Origin of the sequence: Rhodococcus sp. MTM3W5.2, assembly GCF_001984015.1 — a bacterium.
GTDB classification, from domain to species: domain Bacteria; phylum Actinomycetota; class Actinomycetes; order Mycobacteriales; family Mycobacteriaceae; genus Rhodococcus_G; species Rhodococcus_G oryzae.
Window position 1 is genome coordinate 2,356,072 of sequence record NZ_CP019572.1, and the last position, 13,684, is coordinate 2,369,755.

The following is a 13,684-nucleotide window of genomic DNA, read 5'->3' on the forward strand; positions in this document are numbered from 1 at the left end:
ACATGAGCACCGTTCAGAACGCCGCCGCACAGGCCACCGTCACCGGAGAGCACGCCGACATCCTGGCGATGCTGGCCGACCAGCGCCAGACCTTCCTCATCACGTTTCGGGGACTCGACGACGCACAGGCGCGGACCCGGTCCACGGCGAGTGAACTCACCCTGATGGCCCTCGTCAAGCACGTGGCCGCCACGGAACGGCACTGGATCGAGACGCTGCTCGAGCCCGACGAGAACGCCGAGTTCGACATGGAGACCGCCACCGCGGCGTGGACCGTGGGCGAGGACGAGACCCTGGCCTCGCTGCTCGAGGACTACGCGGCGGTCGCGCGCGCGACGGAGGCCGCGGTGTCGGGGTTGCCGGACCTGGGCGTGCTCATCCCGATGCCGACCGCGCCGTGGGCCCCCGAGCGCGAGTGGTGGACGGCCCGAAAGATCCTGCTGCACATCCTCCGGGAGACCGCGCAGCACTCGGGTCACGCGGACATCATCCGCGAGTCGCTCGACGGCGGGAACACCACCATGCAGATGGGGGCCGACGCCGGCATGGAGTTCTAACGGGGAGGTCGCGCTCGGCGGCGACTCCGAAGTAGTCGCCGCCCTTGTGCTCCGCGTCGTGGGTGCCCCACCAGCGGACCCGGTCGACAGGCACCAACCGGGGGATGTGCTTGCGGCAGTGGATGTATGCCTCCTCGACGTGCACGAGAACCCAGCGCTCCGCGCGGCGGCCGCGTACCCGCTCCGTCGGGAGGTCCGGGTGCGCGCGGCGCACCTCGTCATCGGTGACGATCCGCGCCGTGCCGTTGACGTGCAGACCGATCAGATCGGTGACGAAATCCGCCATGAACAGCCCGATGTGCGGGTTCTCGACGATATTGCCCAGGCTGGCCATCACCCCGTTGCCCTGGTACTCGGGATATCCGATGAGGTCCGCGGCGAAGACCTGGACGAAACCCGGTGGGCCTGCCCGCAGCGACACGTCGCAGGTGCCGTCCGACGCGGCCGTGCCGATGAACACCAGGTCCATTCTCGCGATGAACTCGATCATCGCGGGGTTCAGGCGGGCGCACATCTGGCGGGCGTAGAAGCGGTCGGCGCGGAACGAGGTCGCCAACTCGTCCTGCATCTCCCGCTCGCCGTTGGTGCCGTTCGCCGGGAGTTCGGCGCTGGACATCGTGGTTCTCCTGGAGCCGAGGCATGTGGTGCGAAGCGATCACCCTCATGATCTGTCCGGCCAGGGTCCGCCACCACCGACCCTGGGGTGACGATCCGCCACCCTTGGGGTGGCCCGCCTCGATGCCGCGCGTGCCGGGCCCGCCGGGAGTAGCGTCGGAGTTCGTGAGCATTCGACTCGGATATCAGATGCCCAACTTCAGCTACTCGCGGTCGGTGCGGGAGCTGTTCCCCACCGTGATCGCCCAGGCCCGCGAGGCCGAGGCGGCCGGATTCGATACCGCATTCGTGATGGACCACTTCTATCAGCTGCCCGGCATCGGGGAGCCCGACGAACCGATGCTCGAGGCCTATACGGCGCTGGCCGGGCTCGCGGCGTCGACCCAGAGCATCCAGCTCTCGGCGCTCGTCACCGGCAACACCTACCGGAACCCGCCGATGCTCGCCAAGACGGTGACGACCCTGGACGTGGTCAGCGGCGGGCGGGCCGTGCTGGGCATCGGCGCCGGCTGGTTCGAGCTCGAACACCGCCAGTTCGGTTATGAGTTCGGCACTTTCACCGATCGCTTCGAGCGGCTAGGCGAGGCGTTGGAGATCATCGTGCCGATGCTGCGCGGTCAGCGTCCGACGTTCGAGGGCAAGTGGTACCGGACCGAGGGTGCGATCAACGAACCGCGGGTCCGCGACGATCTGCCCATCCTGATCGGCGGCAGCGGCGAGAAGAAGACCTTCGCGTACGCCGCCCGGTTCGCCGACCATCTCAATGTCATCTGCAACGCATCCGAGCTGCCCCGCAAACTCGACGCGCTCGAGGCGCGCTGCGCGGAGATCGGCCGGGACCGCAGCACGCTGGAGACGAGCTTCCTGGCGTTCGTGATGATCGACGAGGACGGCGATCGCGCCCGCCGGCTACAACGCGACTTCCTGCTCGCCCGCGGCATCGACCTGAGCGCGCTCGACGAGGACGGGCGCGCCGCCGCGACGGACCGGCAGTTCGTCGGCGATCCCGACGACGTGGCCGAGCAGATCGCGTCGCGGGTCCTCGATCGCGGGATCGACGGCGTCATCATCAATCTGGTCGCGAACGGTCACGAGCCGGGCATCGTCGAGCTGGCGGGCCGGACCCTGGGCGGGTTGGTGCGCCGCTAGGAGGAGGCGAGCGGGATGGAACGCAGGAGTGACGCGGCGCAGACCCGGCGGAGCGGGGATCGGCGTTCCGCGTTCGAGCGGTTCGTCGAGCAGGCCCAGCTCCGGGTCAGTCAGGCGCCCTTCTTCTTCGTGTGCGCCGGGTTGGTCGCACTCTGGCTGGTCAGCCTTCCGCTGTGGACCGACCTCAAGACGTGGCAGGTCGCCATCCATACCGTCGCGAGCGTCTTCACCCTGCTGTTGGTTGTGCTGCTGGAGAACGCGAGCCGCCGGGCCGACGAGGCCGCGCAGGAGAAGCTCAACGTCATCGCCGAGGCGTTGGCCGCGCTGATGGATTCGTCGGCGGCGCACGACCCGGCGCTGCGCGAGGCGGCGGCACGGCTTCGCGACGCCGTCGGGCTCGAAGCACGTCACTGAGGTCGGGGCGCTCCGGCCGCTGTGGCACGCTGATCGGATGCGAGTCGCCGTCGTCGCCGGACCGGATCCGGGTCATGCCATTCCAGCCATTGCGCTCTGCCTGAGATTCATTGCGGCCGGTGACGATCCGGTTCTCTTCACCGGGGCCCGCTGGTTGGAGGCGGCGCGGGAGGCCGGCATCACCGCGCGCAAGCTAAAGGGCCTGGCGCCGCGGCCCGAGGACGACGACATGGACGCGGGCCAGCGCATCCACTCGCGGGCGGCGCACATCTCGACCGAGGTGTTGCCGGACCTGAGCGCCATGCTCCCGGACCTGGTGGTCTCCGACATCCTCACCGCGGGCGGCGGGATGGCGGCCGAACGCCTCGACGTGCCATGGGTGGAGTTGTCGCCGCACCCGCTGTACTCGGCCTCGAAGGGCTTGCCGCCCATCGGCAGCGGCCTCGCGCCGGGGGAGGGCCTGCGGGGCAAGGCCAGGGACGCGCTGATGCGCGCGGCCACCGCGCGTTCGATCCGGCAGGGCGCACGCCAGCGATCCGCCGCCCGGGTCGGCGTCGGGTTGCCCGCGACGGACCCCGGCCCGGTCGCCCGGCTGATCGCGACGCTGCCCGCGCTGGAGGTACCGCGGCCGGACTGGCCGGAGAACGCGCACGTGGTCGGCCCGCTGCTGTGGGAGCCGACCGCGGACCTGCTGACGCCGCCGCCGGGCGACGAGCCGCTGGTGATGATCGCGCCCTCCACCGCGTTCACCGGCGCCGAGGGCATGCTGGAGACGGCGCTGAAGGCGCTCGACGGCGCGGGCGTGCGGGTGGTCGCCTCGATGCTCGACGAGCCGCCGACCGACCTGCCGGACTGGGCCCGCGCGGGGCTGGGCAGGCAGGACGCGTTGCTCGCGCAGTCCGCCGCGGTCGTGTGCGGCGGCGGGCACGGCATGCTCGCCAAGACCCTGCTGGCCGGGGTCCCTGCGGTCACGGTGCCCGGTGGTGGGGACCAATGGGAACTGGCGAACCGCGCGTCCAGGCAGGGCAGCGCCGTTGTGGTGCGCCCGCTCGGGGTGGACGCCCTGCGCGAGGCCGTCCTGCGCGTGCTGTCCGAACCCGGGTTCGGTGCTGCCGCGGCGGGCGCGGCAGCAGGCCTGACGGAGGTGGCGGACCCGGTGGCGGTGTGCAGGGCGGCGGCCCGGTGACGATGCGCGCTACCGTTGCCGTGTGCGACTGACCGAGTTCAACGAGATGGTCCACGGGGAGTTCGGCCGACTGTACGGCGACTCGCTGCTGGTGGACCACGTCCTGATCAGCCTCGACGGCAAGACCGCGGCCGAGGCCATCGAGGCAGGTCGCGATCCCCGCGAGGTCTGGCGTGCGCTGTGTGCCGAGTTCGAGGTCCCGCGCGCCCGCTGGTGAAACCGGATCCGTCGATTGGTCCGGCGCCACGCCGCCGCGGATGTTGACTCGAACAGGTGTTCCCCTATGCTTGGGTGTGTTCGGTGATCGCCCGGATCGGCGACCTTGTTCCTGGACAAGTCGACTGATCACGAACTTGTCGGTACCCCGCTCTAACGTGACGGCATCGCTTGAAACAGATCGCTGATGAATCCCAGATCGCTGGACGAGTCGTTGACTTAAGGAGAACCGAAGATGGCACCACAGGCACACGATCGCGACAAGGCGCTCGAGCTCGCGCTGGCGCAGATCGACAAGAACTTCGGCAAGGGTTCGGTGATGCGCCTCGGGGACGAGTCTCGTCAGCCCATCGCGGTGATCCCGACCGGCTCGATCGCGCTGGATGTCGCCCTCGGCATCGGCGGTCTGCCGCGCGGTCGTGTGATCGAGATCTACGGTCCGGAATCCTCCGGTAAGACTACGGTCGCCCTGCACGCGGTCGCCAACGCGCAGGCCAACGGCGGAATCGCGGCCTTCATCGACGCCGAGCACGCGCTCGATCCGGACTACGCCAAGAAGCTCGGCGTCGACACCGATGCGCTGCTGGTCTCCCAGCCGGACACCGGTGAGCAGGCGCTGGAGATCACGGACATGCTGATCCGTTCCGGCGCGCTCGACATCCTGGTCGTCGACTCCGTGGCGGCGCTGGTGCCCCGCGCCGAGATCGAGGGCGAGATGGGCGACAGCCACGTCGGTCTGCAGGCCCGACTGATGAGCCAGGCGCTGCGCAAGATCACGGGCGCGATGAGCAACTCCGGCACCACCGTCATCTTCATCAACCAGCTGCGCGAGAAGATCGGTGTCATGTTCGGCTCGCCGGAGACCACCACCGGCGGTAAGGCGCTGAAGTTCTATGCGTCCGTCCGGATGGACATCCGGCGGATCGAGACGTTGAAGGACGGCTCCGATGCGGTCGGTAACCGCACCCGCATCAAGGTCGTCAAGAACAAGATGGCGCCGCCGTTCAAGCAGGCCGAGTTCGACATCCTCTACGGTCACGGGATCAGCAAGGAAGGCTCGCTGATCGACATGGGCGTCGAGCACGGCTTCATCAGGAAGTCGGGCTCCTGGTTCACCTACGAGGGCGACCAGTTGGGCCAGGGCAAGGAGAACGCCCGGAAGTTCCTGCTGGAGAACACCGACATCCGCGACGAGATCGAGAAGAAGATCAAGGAAAAGCTGGGCATCGGCGCCGACGTGACGGCGGACGCGGCGCCTGCTGCACCGGTCGACTTCTAGGACCACCGTGCGTTCCGGTGACGATGCCCCCGGACCCCCGCCGCTCAGGAGGCGCAGGCAAAGGATGCGTGCCTGCGCCTCCTGACGGATCGGGCGCGCAGCCGGGCGGAGCTGGCGAAGAAGCTCGCGGACAAGGGCTTCGACGAGGATGTCGCCGTGCGGGTGCTCGATCGGCTCACCGTGGTCGGTCTGATCGACGACGCGTCCTTCGCCGCCCAATGGGTGCACTCGCGGCACACCTACTCCGGCAAGGGGAAGCGCGCGCTGGCGATGGAACTGCGCACCAAGGGGGTCGCGCCGGAGATCGCCGCGCAGGCGCTGGACCAGATCGACGGTGACGACGAGCGTGCCCGCGCCATCGAACTGGTGCAGCGGAAGCTACGCACCATGTCCCTGGACTTCGAGGTGGACGGACCGGGCGGGCGCAGCAGCGAAAGGGACCGGGCCGTGCGCCGGCTGGTGTCCATGCTGGCCCGCCGCGGCTACCCGCAGTCGATGGCCTTCGATGTGGTGAAGAGCGAACTCGCGCAGGCCGGTTCGGATCTCGACGACTAGGTCTCCTAGCCGTCGATGTCGAGTGCCGTTCCGTACAGCCGATCTACCTTCAGCCGGATCACCACCCGGCGCTCGGCTACCAACTGCTCGAGGAACGCGTCTTCATCCTGCGGCCTCGCGGCCTCCGGAACCATCGCGAGCAGCTCTCGCCCGATCGCATCACCCGGCGTGGTCGTGATCTCGGAGACCTCGGCCTCGCCCTCGGCCACGGCGAACGACCATACGTCGCCCCAGGAACGTGCACGGCCGCGCGCGGATCACGCCGAAGCTGCGTGACCTTGATGCGGTCGGCAGTGGTGGAGAACCGCACTATGCGCGCTTCGGCATCCCAGTTGTAGAGCATGGTCGTGAGATGTGGATGGCCACTGCGCTTATTGGTGGCAAGGGTGCCGAACTGCTGAGTGCGCAGCAGATCGGAGAGTGCGTCGTCGGACAGGGTGCGGGGTGCTGGACCTTGAGCCATGACGTGATCAACTTCCGAATGCGCCTCGGCATTCCGCAAACCCCACCATCGGGAGCACCGACCAGAACCTCGGTGGTGCCTACTATGGGGGAGATCGGAGTACCTGCAGTTTCGACGCCGGACCATCCATCCCAGTGGGGATGTCCGGCCAACACTGTGAGGAGTCCTCATGACTCGAGAGGGAAGTATCCGGGTAGGCAACCGGACCGTCACCTATCTCGAAGCCGGTGACCCGGCCGACCCACTCGTCCTGCACAACCACGGGGGACCCTCGAGTCGACTCGAGGCCGAGCTGTTCGAGAAGTCCGCGAAGGCCAACGGATTGAGACTTGTGTGCGCGGATCGGCCGGGCATGGGCGGGTCAGATCCTCAGCCGGGCCGCACCTTCGAGGGCTGGACCGATGACCTGCTGCTACTGGCCGACTCTCTTGGCGCACACCGATTCGCGGTGACCGGCTGGTCCGAGGGTGGACCGTGGGCCCTTGCGGCCGCCGCGTACCTGGACCCGGCCCGCCTCGTCCACGTCTCCTGCATTGCAGGCGGGAACTACGGAACGTTCGGAGCGAACTGGGCCGCGAAGTATCTGAGCAGCGTGGACGCGCTTGGCGGTCGTCTGGCGCTGCACTTCCACCCCGGATTCACGCTCATGTACGAGCTGCTCGGTATGAGCGCCACCCACTTCGAGGATCGCTATGCGAAGGCGATCACCAAGTCGGTCAGCACCGCGGATCGGGAGGTGTTGGCCGACGAGGAGGTTCTGAGGCAGTTTCTCGGCGCGAGCCGGGAGTGCTTCCGGCACGGCGCGGACGGCCTCGTGGTGGACGCCACCATGCTCTACCAGGCCTGGCCCTTCGACATGACCCAGGTGACGCGACCGGTGCACTTCTGGCAGGGCAACGCTGACACCCTGGTGCCCGAGGTGATCAACAAGACGGTGGCGGACAAGACCCCGGGGGCGCTCTGGCATCCGATCAGCGGCGGTGGTCATTTCATCGCTGTCAGCCACGCGGACGACATTCTCGCGCTGGTGGCGAACGATCTTGCGCCGGAGTCGAACTGAACCAGTCTCACATTCGCCGGCTAGCTGCGAACCTCGGGTTCGTTGCCGGTCAGGTCCATCCCCGGTACAGCTGTGACCGGGACGGCGGTCGGGACCACGGCGGCGCGGCCCCGCCTGCCCGTGCGCAACCGCTTCTCGACCCGGGTGGCGAGCAGGGTCAGCGCCGAGTTCAGCGCGATCATGATCGCTGCCACCACCAGCAGCGCCGGTAGGTAGTTGCCGTAGAACGAGCCGAGCTGCTGCCCCGAGCGGACCACCTCGATGTAGCCGATGAGGTAACCGAGCGCGGAGTCCTTCAGCGCGACCACCATCTGGGAGATGAGCGCGGGCAGCATCGCTGTCACCGCCTGCGGCAACAGGATGGTCCGCATGATCATGCTCTTGCGCATGCCGAGCGCCTTCGCGGCCTCGGTCTGGCCCTTCGGGAGCGACTTGATGCCCGCGCGGACGATCTCGGCGATGACCGAGCCGTTGTAGAGCGTCAGTCCCGTGACCACGGCCGCCAACGCCAGGTACTTCGCCTTGAAGATCTGGTAGTCGGCGAACAACTGGTAGGCGAAGATCATCAGGATCAGCACCGGGATCGCGCGGAACAGCTCGACGAAGAAGCCTGCCAGGCTCCGGATCACCCGATGATCGGACAGTCGGGCGATGCCGAGCACCGCGCCGAGGATCAGCGCGAGCACGATCGAGAGGGCCGCGGCGATCAGGGTGCCTCGGATGCCGGGGATCAGATACGTCGTCCACGAGGTGGACTCGGTGAAGGGGCTCCACTTCTCGGAGGTGAGCTGGCCCTTCGAGTCCAGCGCGCGGTAGACGAGGTATCCGATGACACCGAGCGCCACCGCCACCGCCACCGACAGCAGTCGGTAGAGATTGCGTGCCTTCGGGCCGGGCACGTCGTAGAGGAGGGTCGGTTCGGCTCTCATCGGGCGACCTCCAGCCGCTTGCCCAGATAGCCGAAGAGCAGTCCCATCGGCAGTGTCAGGATCACGAACCCGAGGGCAAAGATGCCGCCGACCACGAAGATCGCGGCCTCGTTCTCGATCATCGACTTCATCAGCAGCGACGCCTCGGCCACACCGATCACCGAGGCGATCGTCGAGTTCTTGGTCAGCGCGATCAGCACGCTGCCCAGGGGCGCGATCACGGACCGGAACGCCTGCGGCAACACGATCAACCGGAGGTTCTGCGCGAAGGTGAGGCCGAGCGAGCGCCCGGCCTCGGCCTGTCCGACGTGCACGGTGTTGATCCCGGCGCGCAGCGACTCGCAGACGAACGCGGCGGTGTACACGCTCAGGCCCAGGATTGCGAGCCGAATGTTGTTGTCCACCAGGAAGGTCGGTGAATTCTCCGGCGCCAGGCTGACGCCCATCGTCTGATACAGGCCGAACGAGCAGAAGATGATGATCAGCGTCAGCGGGGTGTTGCGGAAGATGGTCACGTAGGCGGTGCCGATCCACCGGGCCACCGGGATGGGGAGACACGCATGGCGGCCAGAATCGTGCCGAGGACGAGCGCACCCACCGCGGACAGCGCGGTCAGTTTGATCGTCATCCAGAATGCGGAGATCAGTTGATCCCAATACTCGCTGAGTATGTCCACGCGGCCTCTCCCGAGTCGTGAAGATGATGCGGCTGCGCCAGTGGTGCGGTTACGGAGAGCAGGCCCTCGGTCACCGCACCACTGGCGCGTAGCGCCGGCTAGTAGCGGTCGACGGTGGGCGGAGCCGGGATCGGGTAGCCGGACGGGCCGACGTTCTTCTCCAGCGCCGCCTGCCAGGAGCCGTCCGCGATCATCGCCTCGATCGCGTCGTTGATCTTGTTGCGGGTCTCGGTGTCGCCCTTGGCGAGTCCGATGCCGTAGTTCTCCGTGGTGAACGGCTGCCCGACGACCTTGAGCTGACCGGGGTACTGGGCGGCGTAGCCGGCCAGGATGACCGCGTCGGTCGTCACCGCGTCCACCGCGCCGTTGCGCAGCGCCTCGACACAGGCCGAGTAGGTGTCGAACTCCTGCAGCTGGACGTCCTTGGCGTAGTTGTCCTTGACCTTCTGCGCGGGCGTCGAACCGGTCACCGAGCACAGCTTCTTGCCGCCGGTGAGGGACTCGGGGCCGGTGATGTCCGTGTTGTCCGAGCGCACCAGCAGAGACTGGCCGGTGGTCAGGTACGGGCCGGCGAAGTCGACCTTCTCCTTGCGTGCGTCGGTGATCGAGTACGTCGCGACGATGTAGTCGACCTCGCCGTTCTGGATCAGCGTCTCGCGCTGGGCGGAGGGGACTCCTTGAAGGTGATGCCGGAGGCGGGCACGCCCAGCTTGTCGGCCACGTAGGTGGCGACGTCGACATCGAAGCCGGTGAACGTGCCGTCCGGATTGCGCAGGCCGAGGCCGGGCTGGTCGAACTTGATGCCGACGGTCAGCTTGCCGCTCTCGGCGCTCTCCGAGGCGTTCTTCTGCTCGTCGCCTCCGCATGCGGTGGCGACGACGGCGATCGCGACCATGCCGACGCCGAGTCGTAGTGCGCGGGTGATCCTCATGGTGTTCCTCTCTGTGGTCAGAACGGTGGTGAAGGGTGGCGGGTGGGGCCGTGTCCGGAGGAGCGTCCCGAGCTCAGTGGCCCAGGATCTTGCCCAGAAAGTCCTTGGCGCGGTCGGTTTCCGGTGCGGTGAAGAAGGTCTCGGGATCGGTGTCCTCGACGATCAGGCCGTCTGCCATGAACAGGACGCGGTTGCCCGCGCGGCGTGCGAACCCCATCTCGTGGGTGACCACGAGCATCGTCATGCCCTCCTTCGCCAGCGAGATCATCACCTCGAGGACCTCGCTGACCATCTCGGGATCCAGCGCGGAGGTCGGCTCGTCGAACAGCATCACCTTGGGGTTCATCGCGAGTGCCCGCGCGATGGCCACCCGCTGCTGCTGGCCTCCCGAGAGCTGGGCCGGATACTTGTCCGCCTGGTTGGCGATGCCGACCCGCTCGAGCAGTTCCGTCGCCCGCTGCTTGGCCTCGCTCTTGCTCTTCTTGCGCACCTTCATCGGCCCGAGCATCACGTTCTCGAGAATTGTCTTGTGCGCGAACAGGTTGAAGGACTGGAACACCATCCCGACGTCGGCCCGCAGCGCGGCGAGCGCCCGGCCCTCGGCGGGCAACTCCTTGCCGTCGATCGCGATCGTTCCGGAGTCGATCGGCTCGAGCCGGTTGATCGTTCGGCACAGCGTGGACTTTCCGGACCCCGACGGCCCGAGCACGATCACGACCTGACCGGTCGGGACCTCCAGGTCGATGTCACGAAGCACGTGCAGGTCACCGAAGTGTTTCTGGACCGACTTCATCGAGATCATGGTGGGGGAGTCGGCCACCGAGGTGGCAGCCCCCGATTCACCCGCGTTCGTCATAGCCCAAGACCCTAGGGGGTCGGGACGGCGCACCGCGACCTTTGCGGGCCGCGCCGCGCCGTGGCCCCGGTAGGTTTGCCGGGCCGAACGTGACAGGAAGCAAAGGGGAGCGCATGACCGGGGACCTGACCTGCCGGGCCGACGTGGAGGCCCTGCTCCGACGGTTCTACGGCCGGGCCCTTGTCGACGACCTGCTCGCGGAGCCGTTCACGGAGGTGCGCGAACAGGGCCTCGAGTCCCACCTGCCGGTGATGTGCGACTTCTGGGAGACGGTGTTGTTCGGCGCGGGGACCTACCGGGGTAGCGCGTTCCGGGTGCACCAGCGGGTCCGGACGCAGCACCCGTTCGGGGCCGCGCACTTCGATCGCTGGCTCGAACTCTGGCACCGCACCGTCGACGAGATGTACGCGGGTCCGCATGCGGACCGGGCCAAGGTCCAGGGCGCCGGGATCGCGACGTCGATGAACCGGCGTTTGTCGGGGCTGCCGAGCATGGCGGCGGAGCTCGCTGGTCGCTCCGCAGGCTCCGCTCCGGAAGCCCTGAGGCTGGGCGTACCGGGGTCGCCGTCGCCGGCCTGAGCCGCAGGCAAACGTGGGCGTGCGAGCGGCCCTCGACGGGGCCGTACCCTTGTTGACGTGGACACGATCGACCGAGAGACCCCCGCGGCGCACAGCGACTCCGACGACCAGGTGGCGCGTAGCTACGAGGTACGCACGTTCGGCTGCCAGATGAACGTGCACGACTCCGAGCGCCTGTCCGGTCTGCTCGAGGACGCCGGCTACACAAGGGCGGAGCCGGGGGCCGAGCCCGACCTGCTGGTGTTCAACACCTGCGCCGTCCGCGAGAACGCCGACAACAAGCTGTACGGCACCCTCGGCATGCTCCGACCGACCAAGGCCTCGCACCCGGGCATGCAGATCGCCGTCGGCGGCTGCCTGGCGCAGAAGGACCGCGACACCGTGGTCAAGAAGGCGCCCTGGGTGGACGTGGTGTTCGGCACCCACAACATCGGTTCGCTGCCCACCCTGCTCGACCGGGCCAGGCACAACCAGCGGGCCGAGGTGGAGATCCTCGAGTCGCTCGAGGCCTTCCCCTCCACCCTGCCCGCCAAGCGGGAGTCCGCCTACGCGGGCTGGGTGTCCATCTCGGTCGGCTGCAACAACACCTGCACGTTCTGCATCGTGCCCGCGCTTCGCGGCAAGGAGGTGGACCGCCGTCCCGGCGACATCCTCGCCGAGGTGCAGGCCCTGGTCGACGAGGGAGTCCTCGAGGTCACCCTGCTCGGCCAGAACGTCAACTCCTACGGCGTCTCCTTCGCCGACCCCGAGGTCCCCCGCGACAGGGGCGCCTTCGCCGCCCTGCTGAGCGCCTGCGGGAACATCGAGGGTCTGGAGCGGGTCCGCTTCACCTCCCCGCACCCCGCCGAGTTCACCGACGACGTGATCGAGGCGATGGCCACCACCCCCAATGTGTGCCCCCAGCTGCACATGCCGCTGCAGTCCGGCTCCGACCGCGTGCTCAAGGCCATGCGCCGCTCCTACCGCAAGACCAAGTTCCTCGGCATCATCGAGAAGGTCCGGGCGGCCATGCCGCACGCCGCGATCACCACCGACATCATCGTGGGCTTCCCCGGGGAGACCGAGGAGGACTTCCAGGAGACCCTCGACGTGGTCAGGAAGGCCCGCTTCACCAGCGCCTTCACCTTCCAGTACTCCAAGCGTCCCGGTACCCCCGCCGCCGAGATGGAGGGCCAGCTGTCGAAGGCGGTCGTCCAGGAACGGTACGAGCGGCTGATCGCGCTGCAGGAGCAGATCACCCTCGAGGAGAACCAGAAGCTCCTCGGCGCCGAGGTCGAGCTGCTCGTCGCCGCGGGTGAGGGCCGCAAGAACGAGGCGACGCAGCGGATGAGCGGGCGCGCCCGCGACGGCCGGCTGGTGCACTTCCGCCCGGAGGGCAGGCTCGACGGCGTCATCCGCCCCGGCGACGTGATCACCGCGACGATCACCGGCGCCGCTCCTCACCACCTGATCGCTGACGGCCCGGTGCTCAGCCACCGTCGCACCAGGGCGGGCGACTCGCACGAACGTGGCATCACCCCCAAGACGCCGCCCATCGGCGTGGGGCTGGGCCTACCGCAGATCGGCGCGCCCGCGCCGCTGCCCACCGCAACCGGATGTGGAGCATGAGCAAAGACGCGCACGAGGACCCCATCGAGCAGTACCGCAAGGACATCGACGCGGCGGAGCGGAAGGTCGCAGGGGAGATCGACCCCGGGATGCGCGCTGTCGTCGTCGCGGTGGCCGTGCTGGTGCTCCTGCTCTCGTTCATGCTGCCGCATGCCGGGTCCGCGAACGGGTGGGACGTGCTCGCGGGCGACGACACCGCCATCGCCGAGTCGATCGCGCTGCCGTCCCGCATATTCGTGTGGCTCGCCATGGTGTTCGGCGTCGGGGTGAGCGTGCTGGCCCTGGTCACCCGCCGCTGGGCGTTGGCCTGGATCGCGTCGGCCGGCTGCGCGGTGGCCTTCGTGTTCGGCATGCTGGCCATCTGGTCGCGGCAGACGCTGCCCCGACCAGCACGGGCGGCGGGCCAGGCATCGGCCTGATCCTCGGCTGGATCGCGGTGCTGGTGCTGACCTTCCACTGGCTGAAGGTGGTCTGGAGCCGTACCTCCCTGCAACTGGCCGCGGAGCAGGAACGCAGGCAGAAGACGGCCGAGGCCGAGCAGCGGACGATCTGGGGCGACCAGAAGGATTGAGCGGCCTGACCGTATTCGTCCGGCGCGGCGCCGTCGCTGCC

At 68.3% G+C, this 13,684-nt stretch carries 13 protein-coding genes and 5 pseudogenes; 11 read left to right on the forward strand and 7 right to left on the reverse strand.

Annotated features, from left to right (window positions below; translation table 11 throughout):
• Positions 1 to 2: 2 nt before the first annotated feature.
• Positions 3 to 557 carry a DinB family protein gene (locus BTZ20_RS10845; RefSeq protein ID WP_077041367.1) on the forward strand — a complete coding sequence of 185 codons (555 nt, stop codon included), beginning with the start codon at positions 3 to 5 and terminating at the stop codon, positions 555 to 557.
• Here the strand turns inward: BTZ20_RS10845 and BTZ20_RS10850 are convergent.
• Positions 487 to 1,173 carry a pyridoxamine 5'-phosphate oxidase family protein gene (locus tag BTZ20_RS10850; RefSeq protein ID WP_077041368.1) on the reverse strand — a complete coding sequence of 229 codons (687 nt, stop codon included), beginning with the start codon at positions 1,171 to 1,173 and terminating at the stop codon, positions 487 to 489. The two genes, BTZ20_RS10845 and BTZ20_RS10850, sit on opposite strands and share 71 nt — an antisense overlap.
• A gap of 164 nt (positions 1,174 to 1,337) precedes the next feature.
• Between BTZ20_RS10850 and BTZ20_RS10855 the strand changes: the two genes are divergently transcribed.
• The 6 genes and pseudogenes from BTZ20_RS10855 to recX form a co-directional block, all read left to right on the forward strand.
• Complete coding sequence (locus tag BTZ20_RS10855; RefSeq protein WP_189636633.1) at positions 1,338 to 2,321, forward strand: LLM class F420-dependent oxidoreductase; 984 nt, start codon at positions 1,338 to 1,340, stop codon at positions 2,319 to 2,321.
• A gap of 15 nt (positions 2,322 to 2,336) precedes the next feature.
• Positions 2,337 to 2,735, forward strand: a complete 399-nt coding sequence (locus tag BTZ20_RS10860; protein ID WP_077041369.1) for a low affinity iron permease family protein — start codon at positions 2,337 to 2,339, stop codon at positions 2,733 to 2,735.
• 37 nt (positions 2,736 to 2,772) lie between these two features.
• Complete coding sequence (locus BTZ20_RS10865) at positions 2,773 to 3,921, forward strand: glycosyltransferase (protein ID WP_077041370.1); 1,149 nt, start codon at positions 2,773 to 2,775, stop codon at positions 3,919 to 3,921.
• 22 nt (positions 3,922 to 3,943) lie between these two features.
• The gene (locus BTZ20_RS10870) at positions 3,944 to 4,138 is read left to right on the forward strand and encodes a DUF3046 domain-containing protein (RefSeq protein ID WP_077041371.1); all 195 of its coding nucleotides are present in this window, start codon (positions 3,944 to 3,946) and stop codon (positions 4,136 to 4,138) included.
• A gap of 234 nt (positions 4,139 to 4,372) precedes the next feature.
• Positions 4,373 to 5,416, forward strand: a complete 1,044-nt coding sequence (recA, locus tag BTZ20_RS10875; protein WP_077041372.1) for a recombinase RecA — start codon at positions 4,373 to 4,375, stop codon at positions 5,414 to 5,416.
• Positions 5,417 to 5,446: 30 nt separating this feature from the next.
• A pseudogene (gene recX / locus BTZ20_RS10880) lies at positions 5,447 to 5,971 on the forward strand (recombination regulator RecX); the annotation flags it as partial.
• 5 nt (positions 5,972 to 5,976) lie between these two features.
• Here the strand turns inward: recX and BTZ20_RS27980 are convergent.
• A complete protein-coding gene (locus BTZ20_RS27980; RefSeq protein WP_223263896.1) occupies positions 5,977 to 6,180 on the reverse strand; it encodes a hypothetical protein in 204 nt (67 codons plus the stop codon).
• Positions 6,181 to 6,260: 80 nt separating this feature from the next.
• Positions 6,261 to 6,605, reverse strand: a pseudogene (locus tag BTZ20_RS29775) (pyridoxamine 5'-phosphate oxidase family protein); the annotation flags it as partial.
• Between BTZ20_RS29775 and BTZ20_RS10890 the strand changes: the two are divergent.
• The gene (locus tag BTZ20_RS10890) at positions 6,604 to 7,494 is read left to right on the forward strand and encodes an alpha/beta fold hydrolase (RefSeq protein ID WP_077041374.1); all 891 of its coding nucleotides are present in this window, start codon (positions 6,604 to 6,606) and stop codon (positions 7,492 to 7,494) included. The pseudogene BTZ20_RS29775 and the gene BTZ20_RS10890 sit on opposite strands and share 2 nt — an antisense overlap.
• Before the next feature lie 20 nt (positions 7,495 to 7,514).
• Here BTZ20_RS10890 and BTZ20_RS10895 read toward each other — a convergent pair whose 3' ends face one another.
• From BTZ20_RS10895 to BTZ20_RS10910, 4 genes and pseudogenes are all read right to left on the reverse strand, one after another.
• On the reverse strand, positions 7,515 to 8,423 hold the full coding sequence (locus BTZ20_RS10895) for an amino acid ABC transporter permease (RefSeq protein ID WP_077041375.1): 909 nt from the start codon (positions 8,421 to 8,423) through the stop codon (positions 7,515 to 7,517).
• A pseudogene (locus BTZ20_RS10900) lies at positions 8,420 to 9,099 on the reverse strand (amino acid ABC transporter permease). Before BTZ20_RS10900 ends, BTZ20_RS10895 begins: the two are co-directional and overlap by 4 nt.
• Positions 9,100 to 9,197: 98 nt before the next feature.
• Positions 9,198 to 10,030 (reverse strand): annotated as a pseudogene (locus BTZ20_RS10905) (glutamate ABC transporter substrate-binding protein).
• Positions 10,031 to 10,103: 73 nt separating this feature from the next.
• Positions 10,104 to 10,832: an amino acid ABC transporter ATP-binding protein gene (locus BTZ20_RS10910; RefSeq protein WP_097211334.1), complete on the reverse strand. Its 729-nt coding sequence runs from the start codon at positions 10,830 to 10,832 to the stop codon at positions 10,104 to 10,106.
• Between the two features lie 167 nt (positions 10,833 to 10,999).
• Here BTZ20_RS10910 and BTZ20_RS10915 point away from each other — a divergent pair, with 167 nt between their 5' ends.
• From BTZ20_RS10915 to BTZ20_RS10925, 3 genes and pseudogenes are all read left to right on the forward strand, one after another.
• A complete protein-coding gene (locus BTZ20_RS10915; RefSeq protein WP_077041377.1) occupies positions 11,000 to 11,464 on the forward strand; it encodes a group III truncated hemoglobin in 465 nt (154 codons plus the stop codon).
• Positions 11,465 to 11,521: 57 nt separating this feature from the next.
• Positions 11,522 to 13,072 (forward strand): tRNA (N6-isopentenyl adenosine(37)-C2)-methylthiotransferase MiaB, encoded by a 1,551-nt coding sequence (gene miaB / locus BTZ20_RS10920; RefSeq protein ID WP_077041378.1) that lies wholly within the window; start codon positions 11,522 to 11,524, stop codon positions 13,070 to 13,072.
• A pseudogene (locus BTZ20_RS10925) lies at positions 13,060 to 13,643 on the forward strand (hypothetical protein). The gene miaB and the pseudogene BTZ20_RS10925 overlap by 13 nt, the downstream one beginning before the upstream one ends.
• Positions 13,644 to 13,684: the final 41 nt, after the last annotated feature.